The sequence below is a fragment of the Bradyrhizobium sp. USDA 241 genome, assembly GCF_049739505.1.
GTDB classification, from domain to species: domain Bacteria; phylum Pseudomonadota; class Alphaproteobacteria; order Rhizobiales; family Xanthobacteraceae; genus Bradyrhizobium; species Bradyrhizobium liaoningense.
Genome location: NZ_JBMGPZ010000005.1, coordinates 3,808,028 through 3,833,059 on the forward strand (window position 1 = coordinate 3,808,028; position 25,032 = coordinate 3,833,059).

The window sequence follows — 25,032 nt, forward strand, 5'->3', positions numbered from 1 at the left end:
GCCGGAAGGAACGTTCCGGCGCTTACTTCTTGCCGCTGGCCGCGGCGACCTCGGCCGCGAAATCGCTTTCCTGCTTCTCGATTCCCTCGCCGAGAGCATAGCGCACAAAGCCCGCGATCTTCACAGCGCCGCCGACCTTGCCCTCGGCCTCCTTCACCGCCTGCGCCACCGACTTGCCGGTGTCGTGGATGAAGGCCTGCTCGAGCAGGCAGACTTCCTTGTAGTAGGTCTTGAGGCCGGACTCGACGATCTTCTCGATCACGTTCTCGGGCTTGCCCTGCTGGCGATATTTGTCGGCGAGCACGTCCTTCTCGCGCTTGACCACCGCCGGATCGAGGCCGGACGGATCGAGCGCCAGCGGGTTGGCGGCGGCGACATGCATCGCGATCTGGCGGCCGAGCGCGGCAAGCTCGTCGGCCTTGCCCGGCGATTCCAGCGCCACGATCACGCCCATCTTGCCGGCACCGTCGATGACGGCCCCGTGGACATAGTGCGACACCACACCCTGGCTCACTTCGAGCTGGGCGGCGCGGCGCAGCGTCATGTTCTCGCCGATGGTGGCGATCGCGTCATTGATCGCGGTTTCGATCGTGACGTCGCCGACCTTGGCGGCCTTGATCTTCTCGACGTCGGCGCCGGCGTCGAAGGCGACCTGGGCGATCATCTTGACGAGGCCCTGGAACTGGCCGTTGCGCGCGACGAAGTCGGTCTCGGAATTGACCTCGACCACGACGCCCTTGGTGCCCTTGGTGAGCGCGCCGATCAGGCCCTCGGCCGCGACCCGGCCCGACTTCTTGGCAGCCTTGGACAGCCCCTTCTTGCGAAGCCAGTCCTGCGCCGCTTCCATGTTGCCGTCGTTCTCGGTCAGCGCGGCCTTGCAGTCCATCATGCCTGCGCCGGTCGACTCGCGCAGATCCTTGACCATCGCCGCTGTGATCGTTGCCATCGTTGAAATCCCTTGTGCCTGCCGGTTTGCCGCAGCGTGGCATCATAGCGCCCCGCCGCGCTCCATCTCAGCAATTTGCGTCAACTGAAATGGTGGCCGGATCCTATCCGGCCAACCCATCGCTCTTTTTGACTATTCCGCTTCTGCGGTCAGCGCCTTGGCCTTGGCCACCCAGGCGTCCGCGCGGCTCGGCAGACCGACCTCTTCGCCGATCGTGTGCGCGGTGTCGTGATCGAGCTCGGCGAGCTGCCAATAGTGGAAGATGCCGAGGTCGTTGAACTTCTTCTCGATCGCACCCGACACGCCCGGGAGCTTCTTGAGGTCGTCGGCGGTGCCGCGGGGACCCGCAAGGCCCTGGAAACCGCTCGACGAAGGCGTCGGCAGCTCCTCGGCGACCGGCTGAGCCGAAGCGCCGACGTCGATGCCCGAATCGCCCTGGGCGCGCGAGATGCCGTCGATCGCCGCACGCGCGATGAGATCGCAGTACAGCGAAATGGCGCGGCCGGCGTCGTCGTTGCCCGGCACCACGTAGGTGATGCCCTTCGGGTCCGAATTGGTGTCGACGATCGCGGCGACCGGGATGTTGAGGCGCTGGGCCTCCTGGATCGCGATGTCTTCCTTGTTGGTGTCGATCACGAAGATCAGGTCGGGCAGACCGCCCATGTCCTTGATGCCGCCGAGCGAACGGTCGAGCTTGTCGCGCTCGCGCTGAAGCGTCAGGCGCTCCTTCTTCGTATAGGAATTGGCTTCGCCGCCCGAGAGCACGTCGTCGAGGTGACGCAGGCGCTTGATCGAGGCCGAGATCGTCTTCCAGTTGGTCAGCGTGCCGCCGAGCCAGCGCGAATTGACGAAGTACTGCGCGCAGCGCTTGGCCGCGTCCGCAACACCGTCCTGCGCCTGGCGCTTGGTGCCGACGAACAGGATGCGGCCGCCCTTGGCAACCGTGTCGCTGACGGCCTGGAGGGCCTGGTGCAGCATCGGCACGGTCTGGGCGAGGTCGACGATGTGGATGTTGTTGCGGGTGCCGAAAATGAACGGAGCCATTTTCGGATTCCAGCGGTGAGACTGGTGACCAAAGTGCACGCCAGCTTCGAGCAGCTGACGCATGGTGAAATCGGGTAGCGCCATCGTTCTAATTCTCCGGTTGGTTCCTCCGGAAACGTGTGAGCAAAACGGAGCGTTCTCGCCCCGGTTGCCACCGGACGGCCTTGTGAGCCATGTTTCCGTGTGAGATGGCGCGCTATATAGCGCCATTTCGGCCAGAAGCAAGGAAATAAGGGGCCATCCGGGACGCCCGCAAGCTCCCTGTCACTTCCGACGTCCCTGCCCTTCAGCCTCCTAGGGTCTGTACCTAAATAGCGCCACGTGATTCTCTTGCCTACGTGTTGATTCGGGGGCGAGAGAATGCGCGCTGGTTTGTTTTGGCTGAACGACAGGCAATGGGCGCGTATCGAACCGCATCTGCCGAGGGGACTGACGGGGCCGGATCGGGACGACGACCGACGCATCGTCAGCGGCATCATTCACATGCTGCAATCGGGTGCACGATGGCGTGATTGTCCACGTGAATACGGCCCTTACACGACGATCTACAATCGCTTCAATCGCTGGGCCAAGCGAGGACGATGGTGCGCAATCTTCGAAGCGCTGGCCAAGCCTGGCGAAGACGGCGTCGTACTGTCGCTCGACTCGACCTCGATTAAAGCTCACCGGTGTGCCTCCGGCGGAAAAGGGGGGAGCACAATCAAGCAATCGGCCGCTCGCGCGGAGGCCGCACGACAAAAATCCATGCGCTGAGCGATCCGCTCTGCCGGCCGGTCGTCCTGCATCTGACTCCAGGCCAGGATGCCGATATCGCTGCGGCTCCCGATGTCCTGGCGCTCGCGCCACCCATGAGCGTGCTCCTCGCCGACAAAGGGTATGATGGCGACAAGCTTCGCGGCGAAATCATTCGTCGTGGCGCCAAGCCCGTAATCCCCAATAAATCTAACCGTGTCGTCATCCATCGCTTCAACAAACGCGCCTACAAAGGACGAAATGTCATCGAACGCTGCTTTTGCAGGCTCAAGGACTTCCGGCGCATCGCCACGCGATATGACAAGCTCGCCCGTAATTTTTTGGCCGCTGTTCATCTCGCCGCTCTCGTCGCATATTGGCTCAATTGAGTCTGGACCCTAGCACTTGGGCTGGCCGGGCGGACAGGCCTTTGGTGGCGGGCCGGCTGGCCGTGCCGGCGGATGCGGCGCCGCACGCGGCGGCGCGGCCGCCATGGGAGGCGGTGCAGGACGCGCGACCGGAGGTGGCGGCGGCGCGGGCCGTGCGATTGGAGGTGGAGGCGGTGCAGGACGCGCCATCGCAGGCGGAGGCGGCGCCGGTCGAGCAACGGGCGGCGGTGGCGCCGGTCGGGCCACGGCTGCGGGCGGAGGCGCCGCGCGCGGCGGCGGGGGTGGTGCGACTCGCGGCGGAGGCGGCGGCGTCGGCTTCGCCAAGGCTTGAGGATGCGGTGGCGGTGCGGCTGGCTTGGCGGCCTGCGGCGGCGGCGCGGGCCGGTGATCCCGAACTCCGGACGGCCCCCGCGCCGCCACTGGCGGCGGTGGCGGTGCCGCGGGTTTGACCGTGGGCGGGACGACCGGCTTGCCGGGGGCCGCGCTCGGCGGCGGCAAAGCGCCCGATTGGGACCCGGCCGGCCTGCCGCGCAGGTCAGCCGCAGGTGGCGTTGTCGGCCCCGGCGGCTTGGGCAGGCCAGCGGACGGCGGCGTCGAGCTTCCGGGAGCCGGTGGGTGGTTGGGCGCTGTAGCGGCTGCCGCGTTCGGTGGTGCCGGCGGGACGTTGCCGGCTGGCGTCGTGGCGGTGGCAGCGGGTCTGCCATGAGGCGGAGCAGCGCCGGGCGCGCCCCCTGCCCCGGCCGGAGGCGGTCCGCCCGGAGTTCCGGGCACCGGCAGCGTGTTGGCCTGCGGCAGCCTGGTGGCCGCCGGTGCTTGGGGTGTCGCAGCAGGAACGTTGCCGGCGGGTGCCGTCGCGCTCGGACCGGGCCTGCCGCTTGGCGTTACGGCGCCGGGCGCCGTCCCCGCCGGTGGACCGCCAGGAGTTCCCGGCAAGGTATTGGCCTGGGGCAGCCTGGCCGCAGCCGGCGGCTGGGCTGTCGTGGCAGGAGCGACATTGGCTGGAGCTGGAGCCGCGATACCCGGTCTCACCGTCGGCTGGATCGTCGCGCTCGGCGGCATCGGCGCTTTGCCCTGCTGGATCAGCGCGGCACGCTGCATGACTGCCTGGGGCACGGCGGCGCCTGCCGGCGTGCCGCGGCCGGCAACCGCCGGGCCCAGATTGCCCGGACCGGGCGCCGGCCCCGCGGCCGGCGGCGGCGCGGGCGGGCGGTTGATCACGGTGTTGATGACCGTGGTGTTGTGGATGTTCTGAAAGATGATGTTGTTCGGCGGCGACGCGACATAGACCGGCGGCCTGACGAACACCGGGATCGGCACGAACACCGGCTGCGGCAGCACGAACAGGCCGACCACAGGCAGCGGCGGCGGCAGCACGACGAAATCCGGCGGCGGCGGCGGCAGATAATAGACCGGCGGCGGCGGTGGCGGCGCGAAGCCGAAATCGGGATCGCTGAAATACAGCACCGGGCGGTCGACATAGATGACCTCCTCCGGCGGCGGTGGCGGCACGTCGTAGTCCAGCATCGTGAAAGTCGGCGGCGGCTCGAGCGGCGCAGTCAGGATCGCGAGCCTGCGCCGGGCATCGCCTGCATGCGGCCCGCGCGGATAGCGGCGCAGATACGACCAATAGGCGTCCGGCGTATCGGCGCGATAGGTTCGCCGCCAGGTGATCGCCTCCCGGCGCGCCGCCACGATCGCCAGGACGCGCTTTGCAAGCGGGTCATTCGGATAGGCCGCGAGAAACTCCTCATAGGCCGCCAGCGTGTCGCGCTCGAGCGCGGCGGCATAGGCATCCTGCACGCCGAGATCGCGGATCGGCTTGTTGCGGATCGCGGCAGCCTGGTCGGGCGTGGTCTCCGGCGGCGGCGCGTCGGGCCCACGCTCGAAGAACGAGAATTGCGCCGATATCTTCTGCTCGTTCCAGGGCACCTGCGCGCCCTTGGAGGCCTCGTTGACGCGCAAGCGCACGCGGTCGAACACCTCGGGCAGCGGCAGGCCGCCGGTGCGGATCATCTCGGCGAGCGACTGGGCATAGATGCCGTAAGGCCCCGACTCCTCCGGCGCCACCGTGCCGGGCGCGGCGTTGAAGGCGATCAGCATGTTCGCCTCGGGCTCGACCAGCGCCAGGCCGCTCGCGATCGGCTGACCGCCCTCGATGAAGGGCTGTGCGCGCGCCGCGTCGAGCACGACGATGCCGGCCTTGAGCGGAATGGATGCGAGCTGGCGCACATAGTCGCTGATGCGCAAGGCCTCGGTCGGTATGTCGGTGTCGCGGGTGATGTTGGAATCGACCGGGATGAAATAGTTCTCGCCGGCAAGCTGCACGCCGTAGCCGGCGAGATAGATCATCGCGACCGTGCCCGGGCCCGAAGCCTGGGCCTTCTGGATGAAATCGCGCAAGCTCTTGCGCAGCGTGTCGCCGTCGAGATCGCGCGCGCCGACCACGTCGAAGCCCGCCGCCTGGAGCGTCTGCGCGATCAGGCCGGCATCGTTGGCCGTCGTCGCCAGCGGCGATTTGGCGTAGGCGCCGTTGCCGACCACGAGCGCGAGGCGCTTTTCCGGCTGCTGGGCGCGCGCCGGTTCCGGTACGCCGGCGGCGAGGGCCAGGATCGGCAGCAGAAGGCAGATGAAAGCTCTGAGCGTCCCACGCATGGCTTGCTCGCCCGCTATTGTTGTCAAGGTCCGGCACGCATGAGGCGCGCAGCCGGCTGAACGGCGGTTGAACGAAAGGCTTGATGAACGACGAAAAGCTTGGATTGAGGCGGTGGCATGGCCGCCCCATCGCCGGCGTCAGCCCCGCTGCGACGATATCACGACGCGTCCTCTCGCCCGCGGATCACTCGGCCAATTTCAATTCGGCGGCGGTCGTCCGGGCAGCCGATTCATCAACGGGCGAGAAATCGACCGGCCCCGGATCTTGTATGCCGACGTCATCGCGAGGGTAATTGCTGCTTGTCGACCTTGCGGCCGGCCTCTGGAGGAAAGAGGCGCGACCGAAAGGCTCGATGCTCGGGTGGGCTCAGCCCTGGGCGACCAACTCGACGCTTCCTGTGCTCAGCCGATAGATACCGCCGACCACCTTGAGCTTGCCCTGCTCGACCGCCGCATTGAGGATCGGGGCGGCCGATTTCAGCTTGGCGACGTTGTCGAGGACATTCTGGCGAATGGCGTTGTCGAGCGCATTCCCGCTCTGCTGGGCCGCCGTCTTCACCGCCGGCGCGATCGCCGAGACCAGCGTGGGGATGTGCCCCGGCAGCGGCTTGTCGTCCTTCAGCGACTTGATGGTCGCATCGACCGCGCCGCAATTGTCGTGGCCGAGCACCAGGATCAGGGGCGTTCCGAGCACCGCGACGGTGTATTCCATGCTCGCAACGGTCTCGTCGCCAGCGAAATTGCCGGCGACGCGGCACACGAACAGGTCTCCGCGTCCACTGTCGAAGGCATATTCGGGCGCGATGCGAGAATCGGCGCAGCTCAGCACGGCCGCGTAGGGATTCTGGCCGCCGACCAGTGCCTCGCGCTCATGCTTGAAGTCGTGGCGGCGCGACACGCCCGAGACGTAGCGCGCATTGCCTTCCAACAGCCGCTTCAGCGCCGCATCGGGCGACAGCACGTTCTGCGGTTTCGGCGGCGCCTTCTTCTCCTTGGCGAAGGCGGCCCCGCCAAACGCCGCCGCCGCAAGCGCCGACGAGGCAAGCAGCATCATGGAGCGCCGGGAGGGAGCAACAGGTTGATGCAGATTTTCGGAGCATTTGTCGCACATGGTTGTTGTCCTTCCAGGTTTCTCGTCAAACGAGATCGTCGAGTCGACAACTGATAGCTGCGCTCGAGCGACTTCGAAACCACACGCGAGCCAAATAGTTAAGCTTTGGTTTGCGGCGGTGCCGGCGACCTCAGAGCTGCTGCACGTCCACCACGCCCGCGACCGCCTTGATCGCGCCGGCGATCTGCGGCGAGACCTTGAAACGGCCGGGCAGCTTCATCTCGACCTCGGTCTCGAGGTCGAGCATCAGCACCAGCGAGACCTCGCCGTCACCGTTGGAGCGCGGCGCAAGCGCGGGACTCCCGACTTTCGGCGCGCCGCCGTTCGAGGCCGCCATGTCGGGTCCGGCGAGGCGCTTGGCGATCGAGTCCAGCGGCTTGGTGTCGCGCAGGAAGATACGCAGGCCCTTCTGCGTCTTGGCCGCGGCGTCATCGAGCGGCTCGGCATGCAGCACGCGGGCACGGACGTCCTCGCCCTGGAGCTCGGCCCCTAACTGCAGCAGCACGGCCGCGCCCGGCTCCAGCACGTCGCGATATTGCGCAAGGCCCTCGGAGAACAGCACCGCCTCGAAATGGCCCGTGGGATCCGACAGCCCCATGATGCCCATCTTGTTGCCGGTCTTGGTGCGCCGCTCCATGCGCGAGACCACGGTCGCGGCGACCTTGCCGGCGGTGGCGCCGGTCTTCACCGCGCGCGAGAACTCGGCCCAGCTCTGCACCCGCAGCCGCTTCAGCACGGTCGCGTAGTCGTCGAGCGGATGTCCCGACAGGAAGAAGCCGATCGCGTCGTATTCGCGGCGCAGCCGCTCGGCCGGCAGCCACGGCTCGACCTGCGGCAGCATGATGGTCGGGGCGTCGGCCGAGCTGCCGAACATGTCGTTCTGGCCGATGGTCGCGGCCTCGTGCGCGCGCTGGCAGGCGGCGAGGATCGAGTCGGCACCGGCGAAGACGCGCGCCCGGTTCGGCTCCAGCATATCGAAGGCGCCGGCGGCGGCGAGACTTTCGATGATGCGCTTGTTGATCGCGCGCGGCGAGACCCGGGCAGCGAAATCGGCGAGCGAGGTGAACAGGCCGCCTCTGGTCCGCTCCGCGATGATCTGCTCGATCGCCTGGATGCCGACGCCCTTGAGCGCTGCGAGCGCGTAGTAGATCGTCTTCTCGCCGACCTCGAAGGTCGCGCCCGACCGGTTGATGTTGGGCGGCTCGACCTTGATGCCGAGACGCTGCGCTTCGGAGCGGAATTCGGAAAGCTTGTCGGTGTTGTTGAGATCGAGCGTCATCGACGCGGCGATGAACTCCACCGGATAATGCGCCTTCATGTAGGCGGTGTGGTAGGACACCAGCGCGTAAGCCGCCGCGTGGCTCTTGTTGAAGCCGTAGTCGGCAAACTTCGCCAGGAGCTCGAAGATGGTCTCGGCCTGCCCCTTCGGCACGCCGTTCTTCACCGCGCCCGCGACGAAGATGTCGCGCTGCTTGTCCATCTCGGCGCGGATCTTCTTGCCCATGGCGCGGCGCAGGAGGTCGGCGTCGCCGAGCGAATAGCCGGACATCACCTGCGCGATCTGCATCACCTGTTCCTGGTAGATGATGACGCCGAACGTCTCCTTGAGGATCGGCTCCAGCACGGGATGCAGATATTCCGGCTCCTCGTCGCCGTGCTTGCGCGCGCAGTAGGTCGGGATGTTCGCCATCGGCCCCGGTCGATAGAGCGCGACCAGCGCGATGATGTCCTCGAATCGGTCCGGGCGCATGTCGATCAGCGCCCGCCGCATGCCCTGGCTTTCAACCTGGAACACGCCGACCACGTCGCCCCGGGCCAGCATCTGGTAGCTCTCGGCATCGTCGATCGGCAGCGTGGCGAGATCGACATCGATGCCGCGCGGCTTGAGCAGCTTCACCGCGACGTCGAGGACCGTGAGCGTTTTGAGGCCGAGGAAGTCGAACTTCACGAGCCCCGCGGGCTCGACCCATTTCATGTTGAACTGGGTCACCGGCATGTCGGATTTGGGATCGCGGTAGAGCGGCACGAGCTCGCTCAACGGGCGATCGCCGATCACGATGCCGGCCGCATGGGTCGAGGCGTGGCGCGTCAGGCCTTCGAGGCGCTGCGCGATGTCGAAGGCGCGCGCCACCACCGGGTCTTCGTCGCGAAACGCCTGGAGCTTCGGCTCGCTCTCGATCGCGGCGGCCAGCGTCACCGGTGCAGCAGGATTCTGCGGCACCAGTTTCGTGAGCTTGTCGACCTGGCCATAGGGCATCTGCAGGACGCGCCCGACGTCGCGCAGCACGCCGCGCGCCTGCAGCGTACCGAAGGTGATGATCTGCGCGACCTGGTCGCGGCCGTAGCGCTGCTGCACGTAACTGATCACCTCGCCGCGACGGTCCTGGCAGAAGTCGATGTCGAAGTCCGGCATCGAGACGCGTTCGGGATTGAGGAAGCGCTCGAACAGCAGGCCGAACTTGATCGGATCGAGATCGGTGATGGTCAGCGCCCAGGCGACCAGCGAGCCGGCGCCGGAACCGCGCCCCGGCCCGACCGGAATCCCTTGGCTCTTCGCCCATTTGATGAAGTCGGACACGATCAGGAAGTAGCCGGCATATTTCATGCGGGTGATGACGTCGAGCTCGAAGGCGAGCCGCTTGGCGTAGGTCTCTTCCGTCGTGCCCTGCGACAGGCCGTGCACGCGCAGGCGGTTGGCGAGCCCCTCCTCCGCCTGGCGCTTCAATTCGGCGGCCTCCACCGCAGCCGCATCCGAGCTCGACGCGGCGCCGACGGTGAAGAACGGCAGTATCGGCTTGCGCGTCATCGGCCGGAACGAGCAGCGCTCGGCGATCTCCACCGTCGAGGCCAGCGCCTCCGGGATGTCGGCGAACAGCACCGCCATCTCGGCGCGCGTCTTGAAGCGATGATCCGGCGTGAGCTGCTCGCGCTCGGTCTCGGCGATCAGCCGCCCGCCCGCGATGCAGAGGAGCGCGTCATGCGCCTCGTAATCGTCGGTCGCGGCGAAATACGGCTCGTTGGTCGCAACCAGCGGCAGTCCCTTGGCGTAGGCGATGTCGATCAAGCCGCTTTCGACGCGCCGCTCCTTCTCGGTATTGTGGCGCTGCAATTCGACGTAGAGGCGGTCGCCGAACAGGCCGGCCAGTCGCTCGCAGCGCTGCGCGGCGAGCTCGGCATGACCGCCGGCGAGCGCCAGCGAGATCGGCCCGTCCGGTCCGCCCGTCAGCGCGATCAGGCCTTCGGTCTCACCCTCGAGCCAATCGAACTTGATGAACGGAGCATGGCTGTCCGGCGATTCCAGGAACGCGCGCGAGTTGAGCCGCATCAGGCTGCGATAGCCGCGCTCCTGCGCTCCCAGCAGCACCACCCGCGACGGCCCCATCGCGTTCCGCGCATTCGGATCCTGGTCGCCGAAATCGATGGCCAGCTCGCAGCCGACGATCGGCTGGATGCCGGAACTCGCCATCTTGTCGGAGAACTCCAGCGCACCGAACAGATTGTCGGTGTCGGTCAGCGCCAGCGCGGGCTGGTGGTCTTTCTTCGCAAGCTCGGCGAGCTTGGCGATCTTGATCGAGCCCTTGAGCAGCGAATAGGCCGAGTGAACGTGAAGGTGAACGAATCCGGCGCTCGGCATGGTCGCGTGTCGGCCTCTTGCAGATGAAATGGAGCGGTCGCCAGCGCCAGAAGATGTCAGGCAGATCAAAGAGGATCCTGCACCCCCCGGCCGACTCGCCTCACAATGGTGAGGCGTCACTGCTCCAGAGTCCACGCCGGAGCGGCGGATCGGCCAAGTCGTCCCGCTTTTCCCCAAGCGGCAGCGGGACGCTCACCGACCTAGAGCTGCGGAATCACCTGCGCCCAGATCGCTATCATCCCGACGAACAGCGTGATGGACGCCAGTGCGGCGGCTTCTTCCACGAAAACCCTGAACATGGCCTGCTCCCTTGTTGGAACGTATGAAGAACATTGTTCTCATTTTGTTCAGGGGAGTCAAGCGATCCGAGACCGCGCGAAACGGGATGGTTAACTCGCTGAATGCAAACAATAAAAAAGCCCCGGCCGAAGCCGGGGCTTTCGTCAGCCGCTCGCGTTGAGCGAGCTGTCTTAGTAGCGAGCCAGCAGCGGGCCGCCGAACTTGTAGTTCAGGCGGACGAGGCCCATGTCGACGTCCTGCTTGATGCGGTCGACTGCACCACTGGCGAAGGTGACATTCTGGTCGCCGAGGAAGATGTGGTTGTACTCGACGCCGACTGTCCAGTTCGGAGCGAAACCGAACTCCAGGCCTGCGCCAACCGTGCCGCCCCAGCGGGTCTCGTCCGCGTTGTCGAGGTTTGCACCCGTGGCAACGCTGTAGACGTCGTACTTGTTGCTGACAACAGCCGCACCACCCTTCACGTAGAGCAGGACGTTGTTCCAGGCATAGCCAACCTGACCGGTGATGAGCCCAAATGCGTCCATCTTGGTCCGGTTACGATTGCCGGGGGGGATCAGGCTGATGTTGTCGCCCGAGAAGTCGGCCCAGTTGCCCTGGCCTTCCACACCGAAAACGAACTGGCCAGTCTGCCAGCGATAGCCGATCTGGCCACCGACCGTCCCGCCGGTCGAGTTGTGCGAACCTTCAGGACCGAAGTTGACGAGATCCCACGACGTATCCGCCGAACCGCCACCGCCGTTGACGCCGATGTAGAAGCCGCTCCAGTCGTAAACGGCAGCGATCGCCGCCGGCGGAGCTTTGGTGTAGGGCCGCGCCGCGAGGTCAGCAGCCATCGCCGGTGCAGCCGCGCTGAGCGCGACAAGGCTGACAGCGGCAAGCAACAAACTCTTCTTCATTTGATTCCCGTTCCAGTTTCTTCAGTAGGCCCCCGGGCCGTGCGCAATGTCTTAGCAGTGGACGACGGAATTGCTGTAACCGCGACGCAACAGTTTGGTCGAAAGGACCTCGCTCGTTAACGAATGTTTATCAGCAGGTATGCGGAAACCCTATGAAACAAGTGTTTTCACGAGTTCCAATGTCGACTAGAGGACATAAACTGCATGTGCGCGTAACGACATCGCGCGCACATTCGCGTGATTGGAGAATCGAAATGCGCGGTCGAGTTCCCTTGCCTATTGTCGCCACATTTTCGCTCGCATTCGTCACATTTGCATTCGCATCAGGTGCAAGCACACCGGCGCACGCATTCGGCAAAAATCATCCATTCTGCCTCACCGGCGATGAATGGCCGGGACTGAGCAATTGCAGGTTCGACACCTACGCGCAGTGTCAGGAGAGCGCATCCGGTCGTGCGCTGACCTGCATCGCCAATCCGTATTTCGTCGGACAGAGCGACGATCCATACGCGTATCAAAATCGTCCGCGCGCACAGACGCCGGGCTACTTCCTGCCGCGCTGAGATGCGCCGCGCCCACCTCGCGCTCATCGCGATCGCCCAGCTCTCGGCCGGCGGACTTGCGCATGCACAGACCTACGATCCGAGCTATCCGATCTGCATGCAGATCTACGGTCCCGTCGGCTATTTCGACTGCAGCTACGCATCGCTTGCGCAGTGCCGCTATCTCGCCGTCGGGCGCTCCGCGAGTTGCGTGGTAAATCCGTATTTTCCGTCGAGCAAACCGGCGTCCCCTCACCGCCCGAGACGCCCCGCCGTTCGCGCCGGATGATCAAAACCGTTCCGCTGATGCCGTGACGGAGCGGCAGCCTCCCCTCAGCTCTGCCAGGGCGTGTTGCGGATGCGCGTGCACGCGTTCGGCTTGCGGAAGCCCGGATCGTGATCTTCGATGTAATCGAAGTTGACCGTCCCGAACGTCGTCTGCGGCTTCTTCAGCGCGGAGCAGGTCTGCACCTTCAGGAACTCGTTCTTGAAGTCGCCGCGCGGGAACGCGGAGATCACCTGGTCGCGCTGCTCCGGCGTGTACTCGTCATATCCAATGCCCACGACGTCGACCAGGACGCCTGCGTTGGTGAGCGCGATCTCCGGTCTCATATATTGCGGAATGCCGGGGGTGGTGTGTAGCGCGATTGCTTCCCACACCAGGTCGGCTTGCGGCTCGGCAATGCCGCGCGCCCGCAGAAAGTCGCGCGCGGCGTCGGCGCCGTCGACCTCAAACCGCTTGGTGTCGGTGTGGTAGTGATCGACGAGACCGAGGTCGTGAAACAGCGCTGCGACATACAGCAGTTCGGGATCGAACTTCAGCTTCTGACGCAGCCCCTTGATCGCGCCGAACACGTAGACGCGAACCGAATGGTTGAACAACATCTCGCCTTCGTAGCTGCGCACCAGCTCGGCTGCCTCGCGCGCCAATTGACTGTCGGGAATTTTGACGCCGGAGATCACGCTCGTCATTTTCAGGCTCCTGCTTTCTGTTTCGGCTGATGCCATTCGCCGTCAGGCGGCACTCTCGAGCACGGCCTGCGGCGTTTTCCGGAAGCTGATCGACATGCGATTGTACGCATTCATCAGGCTGATCGCGATCGTGAGATCGACGAGCTCGCGCTCATTGAAGACCTTGCGGGCGGCTCGATAGGCATCATCCGGAACGTTGGTCTCGGCGACGCGGGTGACCGTCTCGGCCCATGCAAGGGCGGCGCGCTCGCGCTCGTCGAAGAGATTGCCGGCCTCCGCCCACGCCTGGACCAGCGCCAGCTTTTCGATCTTCGCGCCGCCCTTGAGCAGGTCGCGCATATGCATGTCGAGGCAATAGGCGCAGTTGTTGATCTGCGACACGCGGAGATAGACCAGGGTGACCAGCGTCGCGGGAAGCCCGCTCTGCATGACGTAGCCGTAGACGCCGCCCAGCGCCTTCGCGCCTGCCGGTGCAACGTGGTTGTAGTCGAGACGTTCACTCATCTGCTTGCTCCTTGATGATCGGAGGGATGAACATTCCCCGTTACCCCCTTAGGTGTCCCTGTTCTGGTCCACGAAACAGTACCAAGAACGCGCAAAAATCGTGTACCACTCAGGCATGACCAAGCCGCTGCGCCTGGAGCTGGATCGATCTGCGAAGACGCCGTTGGCCGAGCAGATCCACAGGGGAATCAGAGCCGCCATCGAGAGCGGCGTGCTCGCCCCGGGCGCCCGCCTGCCCTCCTGGCAGGATCTGGCCGCCCAGCTCGGCGTCGCGCGCGGCACCGTGCGGGTCGCATACGAAAAGCTCTCATCCGCCCAACTGATCGTCGCAAGCCGCGCGACTGGAACACATGTCGCGGACCGGCCACGCTTTCCGGTGCGGCGGGACAAGGCCCCGGCCCCAGGCTCGTTCATGGAGATGTACCAGGAGCTTACGGCCGGGCCGGCGATCTTCCAGATGGGCGTGCCTGCGCAGGAGACCCTTCCTGCGACGTTACTGGCGCGGATGCGCGCGCAGGCGGTCCGCATCGAGATGAGCGCACCGGCGATCTATCCTGATCCGCGCGGTGAGCCGGCGTTGCGGCGCGAGATCGCGGCCTACCTTGCGCTGGCGCGCGGGATCGAATGCGCGCCCTCCCAGATCATCATCACCGGCGGTTTCAGCGGCGGCCTTGGCCTGACGCTCCGCGTCCTCGGCCTCGAGCAGAAGAAGGCCTGGATGGAGGATCCGGGCTTTCCCTTCACCCGGCACGGCCTCAAGCTCGCGCGAACATCGATCGTGCCGATCCCCGTTGACGCCGACGGCATCGATGTCGATTTCGGCCTGAAGCATGCTCCTGATGCGGCACTGGTGGTCGTGACGCCAGGGCAGCAGGCGCCGCTCGGAGCGACATTGTCGCTGGCAAGACGCTCACGCCTGCTCGACTGGGCCACGCGAAGCAAGGCGTGGGTGATCGAGGATGACTATCTGAGCGAACTTCAGCTCAAGGGCCGGGCGACGCCGGCGCTCGCCTCGCTCGACCGCGCCGGCCGCGTCATCTACATCGGCTCTTTCAGCAAGACCGTGACCCCTGCGCTGCGACTGGGCTTTGTGGTTGCACCCGCCGCTCTGGCGGCGCGATTTGCCGAAGTTGCGGCGTGCCTCGCACCTGCGCCTGGACCTGCGGTGCAGCTCGCGCTGGCCGATTTCATCAGCGACGGCCACTATCTGCGGCATCTTCGGCGCACGAAACGGGTCTACGCAGCGCAAGCCGATGCATTGCTGAAATACCTGCGCCCGCGCACTGCCAACGTTGCGATTGCCGGATTGGCGGCGGTCCTGCGCTTGCCGGAGGGAGCATCCGATCTGGCCATCGCCAAGGAAGCGGCACCGCTTGGCCTCGCGCCTACGCCGCTATCGCTCTGGTCTGCGTCGAAGGGCTCAGCACGCCCAGGACTGTTGCTCGGCGTCGCAATGTCTCCTCCTAAGAAGATCGAGGCGTCCTGCGATCGGCTCCTTCAGATCATCGATCGACTGACGTGATCAATGCGCGTCGGCGTGTCCCTCAAAGGTCTACTTGCGAAAGCCTGGACAACGCCCTCATGCAACGGGAGAGATCTATCCGAAAATCGTCTGGGACGAGCTTCATCGCCCGGCGTGCTCGAATCGAACGGCGCCTGACACGACGTGCTCAACACTCGTCGAGCAGACTGCGAATTTTGGCGGCCAGGTCTTCGATCGCAAAGGGCTTCGACAACAGATGCTTGCCGGCGTCGAGCATGCCGTTGTGAACGATCGCATTGCGCGTGTAGCCGGTGGTAAACAACACCTTCAGGCCGGGATGTCGTTTCGACAACTGTGCCGCGAGTTCAGCGCCGGTCATCTCGGGCATGACGACATCCGTAAACAGCAGATCCGGAACGGTGCCGTTTTCGATCGTCCTGATCGCCTCCATGGCGCTCGCAGCTTCGATGACGGTATAGCCGAGCTCGCGCAGGCTTTCAGATGAGATGCTGCGGACACGCTCGTCGTCTTCCACGACGAGAATCGTCTCGTTCTGATGGCTTGCGCCGGGATGGATGATCCCGCGCGAGGAGTCCGAGGTTGTCTCCTCGCCGATGAAGCGTGGAAGGTAGATCTTCACGGTCGTGCCGACCTCGACTTCCGAGTAGATTTTGACATGGCCGCCCGATTGCCGCACGAAGCCGTAGACCTGACTAAGTCCAAGGCCGGTGCCCTTGCCCACGACCTTGGTCGTGAAAAACGGATCGAAGACCTTTCCCAGCATCTCCGCCGGAATTCCCATGCCGTTGTCCGTCACGGCAATGAGAACATACTGCCCGGGTGCCAGTGCATATTCGCGGGCATATTTTCGATCTATCGACGCGTTGCTGGTTTCGATCGTCAGCCTGCCGCCCTTCGGCATCGCGTCGCGCGCATTCACCGCGAGATTGATGACCGCGCTTTCCAGCTGGGCGGGGTCGGCTTTGACGCGCCAGAGACCAGCAGCGAGGACCGTTTCGAGGTGGACCAGCTCGCCAAGCGATCGCTCGAGCAACTCGCTCATCTCGCCGACCATCCTGTTGATGTCCAGGACCTCCGGCGCAAGAGGCTGCTGACGCGAGAACGCGAGCAGCCTTTGCGTCAAGGTGGCCGCACGGTTTGCGCCGTCGATGGCACCCTCGAGGAAGCGGTCAACGTTCACCTCGCCCTTGCTGAGCCGCCGCTTTGCAAGATTCAGGCTGCCCAGTATCACGGCCAGCATATTGTTGAAGTCGTGGGCGATGCCTCCTGTCAATTGCCCGACGGCTTCCATCTTCTGCGATTGCCGCAATTGCTCCTCGGCCTTCATGCGCTCGCCGATCTCGTCGGCGACACGCTGCTCCAGCTCGGCATTGAGCGCCTCGAGCTTGGTCAAGAGCCGAGCGTTGTCGATGGCCGTCGCGGCATGACCGGCAATGCCGAGCAATGCGGCCTCATGCTCTTCGTAGAATTGACCTACTTCCGCGTGACCGAAGAAAAGCCCACCGAGCACTTCGCCGCTTCGCGAGATCACGGGGACTGCCAGGTAGGAGCGGACCGGAAGATGGCCCTCGGGCATGCCTTTCCGCGGCGCATTCTTGCCATAGCGCGGGTCCTGCAGAATGTCGTCCGACCTCACCACGCCCGTCCCCCTGAACGTCGGCTCGAACACGGCAGTGTTGCGCGGCATTGGGAAGTTTTCGAAAGCGGATCGAGGCACGCCGGACAGCGAGTACAGCATGTAGCTGCCGCCGTCCGCTGCCAGGACGTTGTAGAAGAAGGCTCCGAATTGGGCGCCCGTCAGCTCGACGCCGGCATCGGTCACGATCTGAACGATCTTCTCGAGATCGCGCTCGCGGGCAACCGATGCCCCCGTATCGTTCAGGATCCTGAGATGACGTTCGGTTTTCTTTTGTGCGGAGATATCCAGCACGGTCCCAATAAATCGAGTGGCCTGGCCGTCGGAAAAAATTGCGCGACCGGTTGCGGCGATCCAGCGCTCGACGCCATCCTCGATACCGACGGTCCGGTATTCGATGTTGTAGCTTGCCGGAGAATGGGGCTTCAGGGCTGCCGATACGGCCTCATGGGCGCGCTGCCGGTCCTCAGGATGAATGCGCCCCTCAGGAATGATCCTTCATAGCTGACGTCGGCGTCCGGTGGGAGACCGAACACCTCCTTGCAGCGGCTGTCCCATCGGAGAATGTCGTTGAGCAGATCGTAGTCCCAGGTGCCGATGCCCGCCGCCTTGTTCGCGAGGACCAGCCGTTCCGCAGATTCCCGGGCTGCCTGCTCCGACCGGACGCGCTCGATGTGCGCCCACGATCGCTCCGTCACCTCGGTGAGCAAGGCAAGCTCTCGCGGCGTCCAGAGATGCGGGCCCCGGTGATGTATCGCCATCAAGGCCGTCAGTCGCCCTTCCTTCACCAAGGGCATGCAAATGGTCGAACCTATGCCGATGCGCTGGAAAGCGGCGGCTTCCTCCGGCGCGATCTCCTTCAGATTGTCGTTGATGACAAGGGGCCTACCGGCGCTCAGCTCTCGCACCGCCTTCTCACCGAAGTCGGCAAGGCTATAGTGCCCCACGATGTGCACCGCACCGGGGGCTGCCCAGTCCCCGCGTATGGTGAAGCCGTCCTGATCAGGATCCATGTCGGCATAGGCGCAGTTCGAGACGCGGAGATGCTCACCGACCATCCTCGTCGTCACCGCCATCACGCCATCGGCATCGCGGGTCTTGGCCGTCTCCTTGTTGAGGGCGTCCAGGAAGAGCAGCCGGGCTTCGTTCTCGCGCACGGCGGTTTCCGCACGGCGGCGTTCGACCGCGGTGCGCGTGCGCTCGGCAACGTCGCGAATGAGCTCCAGCTCTTCAGGGCTCCATTCGCGCGGCGCGGCATTGTTGAGGTACAACAGCGCCACGACCCCGTCGGGCTCGGAGATCGGCATGTTGACGAGCGCGCGTGCAGAGATCGCCTCGAGAGCTCGGGCGCGGTCGCCGACGCGAGAGTCTTTCTCGGCATCGGCGCAGACGACCGTTTCGCCGCGCTTCAAGTCTTCGATGTAGCTGCCATAGTCGCGAAAGCGCAGCACGCCGGCCAGGCTCGAGATCCCGGGAGCGTTCCAGTCGCGAGCGATCGTGACGGTTTCGGCCGAGGTATCGACGGTGCCGTAACCTGCCCGGCTGACATTGAGGCTGCGGCCGAGCAGCTCAGCCGCGGCATAGGCGAGATCGTCGGGGTTGCCGATTTCTCGAATGTAGTCGCCGAGGGTGGCCAAGACGGCATTGCGGTCGGCCGAGAGCAGCCCGGTCGCTGTCGTCATCGGTCTTCCCCGGACACTTCCCTGCCTCCACTCAATAGGCTGATGAAACGGTATTCCGCGTTGCGCAGTTCAATTCGATCGGGGCAGCCCGACCTGACGTCGATGTCGACTGACCGACCAATTAACCTCCGGGTGACACTTGGGTTCCGCGGGCCCTTGGGATCCGGCTGAAGCCGCTTCATTGCGCTCGGAACGAGATCTGCAGCGGTCGTATTCGAAAGCCTGAATGGCTTCGAAGGCAGACGCTCTATTGAATCAATGTCCGTCCTGCACCGGCGTATAGATCACGAGCTTCAGCGCGGGATCGTCGTTGGCCTGGAAGCTGGTGTGCTCGAAGTGCAGCAGACCTTTGGTCGGATGGTTCATGGTCTTGCGGCCCGAGATGGTGCTGCGGATATCGTGTGCCTCCCACCATTTGACGAATTCCGGACTGCCCTGGCGCAGTCGCGTGAGCAACTCCGTGAAGGCGGGATCGCCGGCCCAGACGTCGTGGGTCGCGCGAAACATCGCGACCATGGCCTTGGCGACATCCGCCCAGCCGGCACCATAGGATTTTCGCGTCTGCTTGTTGGTCATCATGAGGAGCAGCGTGTTGCGATCCTGCTCCGGCAATCGCCCGAAGGCGAAGACGTCCTCGGCCGCCTCGTTCCAGGCCAGCACATCCCAGCGGCGCCCGGTGATGTAGGCCGGCTGGTGCAGGCTCTCGATCATCCGCCGGATCGGCGGCGGCACGATTTCGCGCGCGAAGGGGCGCTTGTCGCCGTCGCGCGCCAGCGCCCTCAGGTGCGCGTGCTCGGTCTTGCTGAGGCGCAGCGCGCGGGCCAGTGCGTCGATCGTGGTGACGGACGGGCTGACCGTGCGGCCCTGCTCGAGGCGGATGTACCAGTCGACGCCGATGCCGGCGAGTTGCGCGACCTCCTCGCGGCGCAGCCCCGCGGTGCGCCGGCGCCGGCCCATCGGAAGCCCGACGGTCTTCGGCGACAGCTTTTCGCGGCGGGACCTCAGGAAGTCGCCGAATTCAACCCGGCGTGGATCGGCCATGACGCGTGTCCTGCAATGGAGGGCCCAAAGAATACTAGGATAATACCAGGCCTTCCTGTCACCTCCAAGGCAGCGCATAGGGCTTCACCCGACCTTGAGGTGAACATCATGAAAGCTGCCGTGCTCAAATCCTTTGGATCGCCACTCGTGATCGAGGACGTTCCGGACCCAACCATCGGCACCGGCGAGGTGATCATCGACGTCGTCGCCACGCGCGTGCTGTCCTACATGAACGAGGTCCTCGACGGGACGCGCAATTATGCGCTCGAGCTGCCCATCGTCCCGGGCCCCGGCGGCATCGGCCGGGTCCGCGCGATCGGTCCGGACGCGACCAGGCTTGCCATCGGCGACTGGGTGTTCTGCGACCCCACAGTGCGCTCGCGCGATGACTCCGTTGCTCCCGATATCGCGCTGCAAGGCCTCACCGCCGCCGGGCCCGGCGGCATGCTTCTGCAAAAGCACTTTCGCCATGGCTCCTTCGCCGAGCAGATGCGCCTGCCGACCGAGAACGTCAAACGCCTCGGCGCGATCACACCGGAGGAAGCGACGCGTTGGTGCGCGCTGGGCACGCTGCTGGTGCCCTATGGCGGCTTCCTCGCCGCCGATCTTCGGCCTGACGAGACCGTGCTGGTGAGCGGCGCCACCGGCAATTTCGGCAGCGCTGCGGTATCCGTTGCACTGGCGATGGGCGCAGCCTGCGTGGTAGCGCCGGGCCGCAACGAAGAGATCCTCGCCGACCTCGTCCGTCGCTTCGGCGACCGCGTGAAGCCGGTCAGGCTCACCGGTAACGAGGACGACGACCGCGAGTGCATGAGGCGCGCCGCGCCGGGCCCGATCGACTGCGTGTTCGACATCATGCCGCCTTCGGTGAGCCCGACCGTCGTGCGCGCGGCGGTCATGACGGTGCGCGCTTACGGCCGCATCGTGCTGATGGGCGGCGTCGGCATGGCGGGCGGCGCGGGCCTCGAGCTGCCCTACCCCTGGATCATGCGCAACTGCATCAGCATCCACGGCGTCTGGATGTATCCGCCGGATGCGGCGAGCCGCCTGATCGCGCTGGTACGCGCGGGGCTGCTGCGGCTCGACGAGTACGAGACCACGGCCTTCGACCTCGACCACGCGAATGAAGCGGTGGAACACGCCGCCGCCAATGGCGGACCGTTCAAAATGACCGTGATCCGCCCTTGAGCCCCAGGGCGGCGGCCAAGCGTCGTCGCCGATTTTTTCGGAAGTCCCGCCAAGCACTTGGCTACTGTGCATGGGGTTGTTTTCGCAGTTTTGTTATTCGAGCTCGACCACCTGGCCGTTCGACAGCGAGACCCGCCGGTCCATGCGGCCGGCGAGCTCCATGTTGTGGGTCGCGATCAGCATCGACACCCGCGTCGCCTTGACCAGCTGCATCAGCGCCTGAAACACGTGATCCGCCGTGTGCGGGTCGAGATTGCCGGTCGGCTCGTCCGCGAACAGAACGCGCGGTGCGTTGGCGACCGCACGTGCGATCGCAACACGCTGCTGCTCGCCGCCAGACAGCTCGGCCGGGCGGTGGGTGATGCGGTCGCCGAGGCCGAGATAGCCCAGGATCTCCTTGGCGCGCTTGACGCTCTCGGACTTCTTCAGGCCGCGGATCATCTGCGGCAGCATGACGTTCTCGAGCGCCGAGAACTCCGGCAGCAGCCGGTGCGACTGGTAGACGAAGCCGATGTCGGTGCGGCGAAGCTGCGTACGCTCGATGTCGGGCAGCTGCGAAGTCGGCGCGCCCGAGACATAGACCTCGCCGGAATCGGGCGCTTCGAGCAGCCCCGCGATATGCAGCAGCGTCGACTTGCCCGAGCCCGACGGCGCCACCAGCGCGACGGACTGGCCTGCCCACAGCGCCAGATTGGCACCGTCGAGGATCGTCAGCGGCACCTCGCCCTGCAGGTACTGCCGCTTTATCTCGTGGAGATAAATGACCGGTACATCTTCCGCCCCCTGCTGCTGCTCCATCAGCCCCTCACTCGTACCGCAGCGCTTCGACGGGATCGAGCCGCGCGGCGCGCCACGACGGATAGAGCGTCGCCAGGAACGACAGCGTCAGCGCCATGACGACCACCGCCGTGGTCTCGCCGACGTCGATTTCAGCGGGCAGCTTCGACAGGAAGTAGAGTTCCGGCGAGAACAATTCGGTGCTGGTGAGCCAGGACAGGAATTGCCGGATCGATTCGATGTTGAGGCAGATCACGAGGCCAACGCAGAAGCCGACCAGCGTGCCGACCACGCCGATCGAGGCGCCCGTGATCAGGAAGATGCGCATGATCGAGCCCTGCGAGGCGCCCATCGTGCGCAGGATCGCGATGTCGCTGCCCTTGTCCTTCACCAGCATGATCAGGCCGGAGACGATGTTGAGCGCGGCGACAAGCACGATCATCGTCAGGATCAGGAACATGACGTTGCGCTCGACCTGGAGCGCATTGAAGAAGGTCGAGTTGCGTTGCCGCCAGTCGACCAGGAACACCGGCCGACCCGCCGCCTCCGTCACCGCCTTGCGAAAGGCGTCGATCCTGTCGGGGTTGGTGGTGAACACCTCGATCGAGGTCACGTCGTTGCTGCGGTTGAAATAGGCCTGCGCCTCGGCCAGCGGCATGAACACGAAGCCGAGATCGTATTCGGACATGCCGATCTCGAACACGGCGACGATCTTGTACGGCTTGATCCGCGGCGTCGTGCCCATCGGCGTGACCGCGCCCTTCGGCGCCACCAGCGTCACGCTGTCGCCGGCATGCAGCGACAGCTGGTCGGCGAGGCGGCGGCCGATCGCGACGCCCTGCCCGTCGTCGAAGCCTTCGAGCGAGCCTTGCTTGATGTTCTTGGCGATCGAGGTGAGGTTGTTGAGATCGTCGGAGCGGATGCCCCGCACCAGGACGCCCGAGGCGTTCCATGGCGACGACGCCAGCGCCTGACCATCCACGACGGGCGCCGCGAGGCGGATGCCCTCGACCTGGCTGATGCGCTCGGCGACGTCCTTCCAGTCGGTCAGCGGCGATTCCAGTGGCTGGACCAGGATGTGGCCGTTGAGCCCCAGGATCTTGTCGAGCAGCTCTTTGCGGAAGCCGTTCATCACGGCCATCACGATGATCAGCGTCGCGACGCCCAGCATGATGCCGAGAAAGGAGAACCCGGCGATGACCGAGATGAATCCCTCCTTCCGCCGCGCCCGCAGATAGCGCGCCGACAGCATCCACTCGAATGGCGCAAAAGGCGCAGTTTGCACGGTTTCGGTCATGGTCTCATCCATCGCTCGATAATCCCATGATTCGGGGTCAATTGTGGCCGGATTGGCGGCCGCGATCTCGGGCGATGAACAATATTCAGCCGACCAGCCGGGCGACAGCGTCGGCAGGCGACATCGTCTCGCGAGCGCCGTCGCTGCGTCGTTTGATCTCGACCTTGCCGTCGGCGAGCCCCTTCGGCCCGATCATGATCTGCCAGGGAATGCCGATCAGGTCGGCGGCGGCGAATTTGGCGCCGGCGCGCTGATCGGTGTCGTCGTAGAGCACGTCGACGCCCTTGGCCGTGAGCTCCGCATAGAGCTTCTCGCAGGCCGCCTCGACCGCGGCGTCGCCCTGCTTGAGGTTCAGGATCGACACGCGGAACGGCGCGACGGCCTCCGGCCATTTGATCCCGGCATCGTCATGGCAGGCCTCGATGATGGCACCTAACAGGCGCGAGACGCCGACGCCGTAGGAACCGCCGTGGATCGGCACGTCAACGCCGTCGGGGCCCGCCACCAGCGCCTTCATCGGCTCGGAATATTTAGTGCCGAAGTAGAAGATCTGCCCGACCTCGATGCCGCGGGTGTTGACCCGCTTGTCCTCGGGCACCTCCCGCTCGAAGCGCGCGGCGTCGTGAACGTCCTCCGTCGCCGCATAGACCGAGGTCCACTGCTTGATGATCGGCGTCAGGTCGCTGTTGTAGTCGACGTTCTCGTCCGGCACCGGCAGGTCCAGCACGTCGCGATTGATGAACACGCCGGATTCACCGGTCTCGGCGAGCACGATGAATTCGTGGCTGAGATCCCCGCCGATCGGCCCAGTCTCGGCGCGCATCGGGATCGCCTTCAGCCCCATCCGCGCGAAGGTGCGCAAATAGGCGACGAACATCTTGTTGTAGGCGACGCGCGCGGCGGCCTCGTTGAGGTCGAACGAATAGGCGTCCTTCATCAGGAACTCGCGGCCGCGCATCACGCCGAAACGCGGGCGCTGCTCGTCGCGGAATTTCCATTGGATATGATAGAGATTGAGCGGCAGGTTCTTGTAGGACTTGACGTAGGCGCGGAAGATCTCGGTGATCATTTCCTCGTTGGTCGGCCCGTACAAGAGCTCGCGCTTGTGGCGGTCAGCAATGCGCAACATCTCCGGGCCATAGGCGTCGTAGCGCCCGCTCTCGCGCCAGAGATCGGCGAGCTGCAAGGTCGGCATCAAGACCTCGATCGCGCCGGACCGGTCCTGCTCCTCACGCACGATCTGCTCGATCTTCTTCAGCACGCGGAAGCCGAGCGGCAGCCACGCATAGATGCCGGCGGCCTCCTGCCGGATCATGCCCGCGCGCAGCATCAGCCGATGCGAGACGATCTCCGCCTCTTTCGGATTTTCCTTCAGGATGGGCAGAAAGAACCGCGACAACCGCATGCTAGCACTCTGGGAATCAGTGATCGTCCGCAGTGAAACCGGATTAAGAGCGAAAACACAAGGCCGGGAATGAGGAAAAGCCGCTAACGCAGCGAAATTCCTTGTCATTTTTCCGTCGACTTCAGGTTCAGCTTGAAGAGTTGCTTGCGAAGGCGGCGTTCCAGGGAGGGCCGTCACGAAAGCCGCCTTGGCTCCCGAGAACCTTGATCCGTCTCACTTCATCTTCATTCCCGAGTGATCCGGCATTTTCTTCATGTCCATGTGACCCGAGTGCCCCGCATCGCCCGGCGCCTGCGCGCCGACGCCCTGGACGTCGAGAGAGACGGCGACCTTGCCGGCCTTCTCGAATTGCAGCGTCACGGGCACCTTGTCGCCCTGCTTGAACGGACCCTTCAGTTCCTGGAGCATCAGGTGATAGCCGCCGGGCGCGAGCTTCACCGTCTTGCCGGGATCGATCGCGAGCCCCTTGTCGAGCAGGCGCATCTTCATCACGCCGTTGTCCATGGCCATCTCGTGGATCTCGGCCTTGCCGGCGATATCGGCGGACACGCCGACCAGCTTGTCCGCCGCGGTCCCCTTGTTCTCGATGATCAGATAGCCGCCGGCGACCTTCGCACCGCCCGGCGTCGCACGGCTCCACGCCTGCGAGATGACGAGATCGCCGGCCTTGACGTCGTCGGCGATCGCCGGTGCTGCGCAGAGTGCAAGAGCGAACGCAGCGAGCAGCACATCTTTCAGCCTTGTCTTCATATCGGTATTTCCTTTGCAGATTGAATGACA

Annotated in this window: 18 protein-coding genes and 1 pseudogene; 5 read left to right on the forward strand and 14 right to left on the reverse strand. The window is 65.0% G+C overall.

Features of this window, described 5'->3' with window-relative positions:
- Positions 1-22: 22 nt before the first annotated feature.
- Together tsf and ABIF91_RS40305 are read right to left on the reverse strand one after the other, a co-directional pair.
- The gene (gene tsf, locus ABIF91_RS40300) at positions 23-946 is read right to left on the reverse strand and encodes a translation elongation factor Ts (RefSeq protein ID WP_028177638.1); all 924 of its coding nucleotides are present in this window, start codon (positions 944-946) and stop codon (positions 23-25) included.
- 132 nt (positions 947-1,078) lie between these two features.
- Positions 1,079-2,074: a 30S ribosomal protein S2 gene (locus ABIF91_RS40305; RefSeq protein WP_028177639.1), complete on the reverse strand. Its 996-nt coding sequence runs from the start codon at positions 2,072-2,074 to the stop codon at positions 1,079-1,081.
- 276 nt (positions 2,075-2,350) lie between these two features.
- On the opposite strand from ABIF91_RS40305, the gene ABIF91_RS40310 reads away from it, so the two are divergent.
- A protein-coding gene (locus ABIF91_RS40310) for an IS5 family transposase (RefSeq protein WP_110115998.1) occupies positions 2,351-3,111 on the forward strand; the annotation gives its coding sequence in 2 pieces (ribosomal slippage) (positions 2,351-2,690 and positions 2,690-3,111; 762 coding nt in all).
- Positions 3,112-3,120: 9 nt separating this feature from the next.
- Here the strand turns inward: ABIF91_RS40310 and ABIF91_RS40315 are convergent.
- From ABIF91_RS40315 to ABIF91_RS40330, 4 genes are all read right to left on the reverse strand, one after another.
- Positions 3,121-5,763, reverse strand: a complete 2,643-nt coding sequence (locus ABIF91_RS40315) for a caspase family protein (protein WP_028177640.1) — start codon at positions 5,761-5,763, stop codon at positions 3,121-3,123.
- A 367-nt stretch (positions 5,764-6,130) separates the two neighbouring features.
- On the reverse strand, positions 6,131-6,874 hold the full coding sequence (locus tag ABIF91_RS40320; RefSeq protein ID WP_028177641.1) for a carbonic anhydrase: 744 nt from the start codon (positions 6,872-6,874) through the stop codon (positions 6,131-6,133).
- 130 nt (positions 6,875-7,004) lie between these two features.
- The gene (dnaE, locus tag ABIF91_RS40325; RefSeq protein ID WP_028177642.1) at positions 7,005-10,508 is read right to left on the reverse strand and encodes a DNA polymerase III subunit alpha; all 3,504 of its coding nucleotides are present in this window, start codon (positions 10,506-10,508) and stop codon (positions 7,005-7,007) included.
- A 470-nt stretch (positions 10,509-10,978) separates the two neighbouring features.
- Positions 10,979-11,704: an outer membrane protein gene (locus ABIF91_RS40330; protein WP_424579746.1), complete on the reverse strand. Its 726-nt coding sequence runs from the start codon at positions 11,702-11,704 to the stop codon at positions 10,979-10,981.
- Positions 11,705-11,958: 254 nt separating this feature from the next.
- On the opposite strand from ABIF91_RS40330, the gene ABIF91_RS40335 reads away from it, so the two are divergent.
- On the forward strand, positions 11,959-12,267 hold the full coding sequence (locus tag ABIF91_RS40335; protein WP_028177644.1) for a DUF3551 domain-containing protein: 309 nt from the start codon (positions 11,959-11,961) through the stop codon (positions 12,265-12,267).
- Between the two features lies 1 nt (position 12,268).
- Positions 12,269-12,535 carry a DUF3551 domain-containing protein gene (locus tag ABIF91_RS40340; RefSeq protein WP_028177645.1) on the forward strand — a complete coding sequence of 89 codons (267 nt, stop codon included), beginning with the start codon at positions 12,269-12,271 and terminating at the stop codon, positions 12,533-12,535.
- 44 nt (positions 12,536-12,579) lie between these two features.
- Here the strand turns inward: ABIF91_RS40340 and ABIF91_RS40345 are convergent, their stop codons facing one another.
- Entirely contained in the window at positions 12,580-13,218 is a 639-nt protein-coding gene (locus ABIF91_RS40345; RefSeq protein WP_028177646.1) for an HD domain-containing protein, read from the reverse strand.
- Between the two features lie 42 nt (positions 13,219-13,260).
- Positions 13,261-13,722, reverse strand: a complete 462-nt coding sequence (locus ABIF91_RS40350; protein ID WP_028177647.1) for a carboxymuconolactone decarboxylase family protein — start codon at positions 13,720-13,722, stop codon at positions 13,261-13,263.
- Positions 13,723-13,837: 115 nt separating this feature from the next.
- Here ABIF91_RS40350 and ABIF91_RS40355 point away from each other — a divergent pair, with 115 nt between their 5' ends.
- The gene (locus tag ABIF91_RS40355) at positions 13,838-15,244 is read left to right on the forward strand and encodes a PLP-dependent aminotransferase family protein (RefSeq protein ID WP_424579747.1); all 1,407 of its coding nucleotides are present in this window, start codon (positions 13,838-13,840) and stop codon (positions 15,242-15,244) included.
- A gap of 148 nt (positions 15,245-15,392) precedes the next feature.
- Here the strand turns inward: ABIF91_RS40355 and ABIF91_RS40360 are convergent.
- Positions 15,393-18,544: pseudogene (locus tag ABIF91_RS40360) on the reverse strand (GAF domain-containing protein).
- A gap of 255 nt (positions 18,545-18,799) precedes the next feature.
- Positions 18,800-19,585 carry a helix-turn-helix transcriptional regulator gene (locus ABIF91_RS40365; protein ID WP_028177650.1) on the reverse strand — a complete coding sequence of 262 codons (786 nt, stop codon included), beginning with the start codon at positions 19,583-19,585 and terminating at the stop codon, positions 18,800-18,802.
- Positions 19,586-19,693: 108 nt separating this feature from the next.
- Between ABIF91_RS40365 and ABIF91_RS40370 the strand changes: the two genes are divergently transcribed.
- Complete coding sequence (locus tag ABIF91_RS40370) at positions 19,694-20,773, forward strand: zinc-binding dehydrogenase (RefSeq protein ID WP_424579748.1); 1,080 nt, start codon at positions 19,694-19,696, stop codon at positions 20,771-20,773.
- Positions 20,774-20,866: 93 nt separating this feature from the next.
- On the opposite strand, the gene ABIF91_RS40375 is transcribed toward ABIF91_RS40370, so the two are convergent.
- The 4 genes from ABIF91_RS40375 to ABIF91_RS40390 all read right to left on the reverse strand — a co-directional run bounded on the left by ABIF91_RS40375 (position 20,867) and on the right by ABIF91_RS40390 (position 25,002).
- Entirely contained in the window at positions 20,867-21,571 is a 705-nt protein-coding gene (locus tag ABIF91_RS40375) for an ABC transporter ATP-binding protein (protein ID WP_028177652.1), read from the reverse strand.
- 7 nt (positions 21,572-21,578) lie between these two features.
- Positions 21,579-22,859 (reverse strand): lipoprotein-releasing ABC transporter permease subunit, encoded by a 1,281-nt coding sequence (locus ABIF91_RS40380; RefSeq protein WP_028177653.1) that lies wholly within the window; start codon positions 22,857-22,859, stop codon positions 21,579-21,581.
- Positions 22,860-22,932: 73 nt separating this feature from the next.
- Complete coding sequence (gene proS / locus ABIF91_RS40385; protein ID WP_028177654.1) at positions 22,933-24,252, reverse strand: proline--tRNA ligase; 1,320 nt, start codon at positions 24,250-24,252, stop codon at positions 22,933-22,935.
- Between the two features lie 213 nt (positions 24,253-24,465).
- The gene (locus ABIF91_RS40390; protein ID WP_028177668.1) at positions 24,466-25,002 is read right to left on the reverse strand and encodes a copper chaperone PCu(A)C; all 537 of its coding nucleotides are present in this window, start codon (positions 25,000-25,002) and stop codon (positions 24,466-24,468) included.
- Positions 25,003-25,032 lie beyond the last annotated feature (30 nt).